The 1,999-nt window shown below is 35.1% G+C and carries 3 protein-coding genes; all 3 read left to right on the forward strand.

Going from position 1 to position 1,999, the window contains the following annotated elements; translation table 11 throughout:
- The first annotated feature begins 107 nt into the window (after positions 1–107).
- The 3 genes from F0000_RS27095 (at position 108) to F0000_RS27105 (ending at position 1,826) form a co-directional block, all read left to right on the forward strand.
- Positions 108–374 (forward strand): hypothetical protein, encoded by a 267-nt coding sequence (locus F0000_RS27095; protein WP_149627821.1) that lies wholly within the window; start codon positions 108–110, stop codon positions 372–374.
- A 190-nt stretch (positions 375–564) separates the two neighbouring features.
- Positions 565–1,137 (forward strand): sensor histidine kinase, encoded by a 573-nt coding sequence (locus tag F0000_RS27100; protein ID WP_255452918.1) that lies wholly within the window; start codon positions 565–567, stop codon positions 1,135–1,137.
- Positions 1,137–1,826 (forward strand): LytTR family DNA-binding domain-containing protein, encoded by a 690-nt coding sequence (locus F0000_RS27105; RefSeq protein ID WP_188112317.1) that lies wholly within the window; start codon positions 1,137–1,139, stop codon positions 1,824–1,826. The genes F0000_RS27100 and F0000_RS27105 overlap by 1 nt, the downstream gene beginning before the upstream one ends.
- Positions 1,827–1,999: the final 173 nt, after the last annotated feature.

The following is a 1,999-nucleotide window of genomic DNA, read 5'->3' on the forward strand; positions in this document are numbered from 1 at the left end:
TCGAGTGGCACTTGATTTAGCGACCAAGCCCCAGGAGGGCTCTGGGAGCTAGATCCCAGAGCCCTCCTGGGGCTTAACCCTGAGACAGGGTTATAATTACACTTCCTATGGTCAATTATGTCCTTCTTCCAAAATTTCTATATGCCGGAGCATACCTTAAGTTTATATTATATGTTGCATTGGTGGTGGTATGGGTAATTTTTGTGGAAGAAGTTATATTAGAAAAAATCTATTTCCCAGATACGCGTGGTACCAGATTCCTGGGTGTAGCATATAATCTTATGAGCACTTTGCCAACTTTATCAGTCTTAGCAGGATTCAAATTTGGCTGGGATGCCCTTATTATACGATTTGTGATTAAAAAATTCGTATAAATTCATTGAATTATTTTTTCTTTATGCAAGGCAAAAAAATCAAGCATAGCTATAGCTACGGTTTATTTTTTAAACGAAGTAGAAAGGAAAAAGAAACGATGAATATGCGAAATTTTTAGTTATAAATCGTATTAAACAAAAAGAGGTCAAAGAATTAAAAGACTCCGTAAAGGAAAGCGAACTCCAATTCCTGAAGTCACAAATTAATCCTCACTTCTTGTTCAATAATATGAACAACCTATATTCATATGCCATCGAAAAATCCCCACGCACACCAGAGATCATCCTAGAGTTATCAGGCGTACTAAGATATATGCTTTATGAATGCAAGGCAAAATACGTTTCGCTTTCAAAAGAGGTGGAACAATTAGAAAACTTTACCAATCTTGGACGTTTGCAAATAGAAGGGCGTGGCACCGTTTCTTTCTCGAAAAGTATCATCCAATCAAATTTTTGGATAGCTCCACTTATTCTGATTGCTTTTCTTGAGAACGCATTGAAACATGGGAGTTCTAGTCAAACGGGCGATATAATTATTCTTGTAGATATCAAGATTACTGAGGATGGATTGTTGTATTTCAAATGTTCGAACACGTATAAAACGCAAACCAATACAAACAATTTAGATAGTGGAATTGGCTTGGAAAATGTAAAAAAACGGCTTGCGATTATATATCCAAAGGCACATACATTACAGATTAAGGCGAATGAAGAAACATATGAAGTTGAATTAACCATCGATCTAAAAAAGTCTCAGGAATAATGAAGTGTATCATCATAGAAGATCAATTACCAGCACAACGTATTTTAAAAAAATACATTGAAGATACAGGTTCGCTAGCACTCATAGGAACTTTTACTGATGCTCTGGAAGCTATGGAAATGATGAAATTGACCAAAGTAGATGTCATTTTTTTGGATATTCATTTACCTAAGATATCTGGTATCGACTTTTTAAAAACGCTATCCAATCCGCCTCAGGTTATTCTTACAACGGCTTTCTCTGAATATGCTTTGGAAAGTTATGAATTTGATGTGGTGGATTATTTATTGAAGCCATTTTCATTTCAGCGGTTTATTAAAGCTATTTCGAAGGTAGAGACCAAACAGCAAAATTTAATTCCGAGTAGAGAGACCTCAGAAATGAATGAAATTTACATGAAAGTTGGCTACGACCTGGTGCGTATTCTTATTGATGATATTGCCTACATCATATCTGATGCTGATTATACGGAACTTCATCTACAAAACAAAAAGCACATATCATCTGAAAGACTGCGTTACTGGGAGGAACTTTTGCCTTCAAAAAAATTTATGAGGGTACATAAATCATATATTATTAACACCACAAAAATTGAGAGAGTGTCTGGTAATCAAATTTATTTAATACATCAGAAATCAATTCCATTAGGCAGAGCTTACAAGAGTAATTTTATGAAAAAATTCTTATAAGAAAAGATTTATTAATATTACACAATAACTTATTAATAAGCACTATACGTTGGTGTGCCACGAAGCTGTGGTGATCCAGTGGGTGAGAATCCCATCAGAGTAATTGACTGTTCACTCTGAAGAAAAGCATACAGTTAACCTCGTGAGGGATTTGCTGAAGCTATGTTCTTTCA

Origin of the sequence: Aquimarina sp. RZ0 (assembly GCF_008370685.1) — a bacterium.
In the GTDB taxonomy this organism is placed as follows: Bacteria; Bacteroidota; Bacteroidia; order Flavobacteriales; family Flavobacteriaceae; genus Aquimarina.

What these genes read in the sequence shown, in the direction of transcription:
- F0000_RS27095 (WP_149627821.1), top strand. Translation starts at nt 108, where the DNA reads ATGGTCAATTATGTCCTTCTTCCAAAATTTCTATATGCCGGAGCATAC.
- F0000_RS27105 (WP_188112317.1), top strand. Translation starts at nt 1,137, where the DNA reads ATGAAGTGTATCATCATAGAAGATCAATTACCAGCACAACGTATTTTA.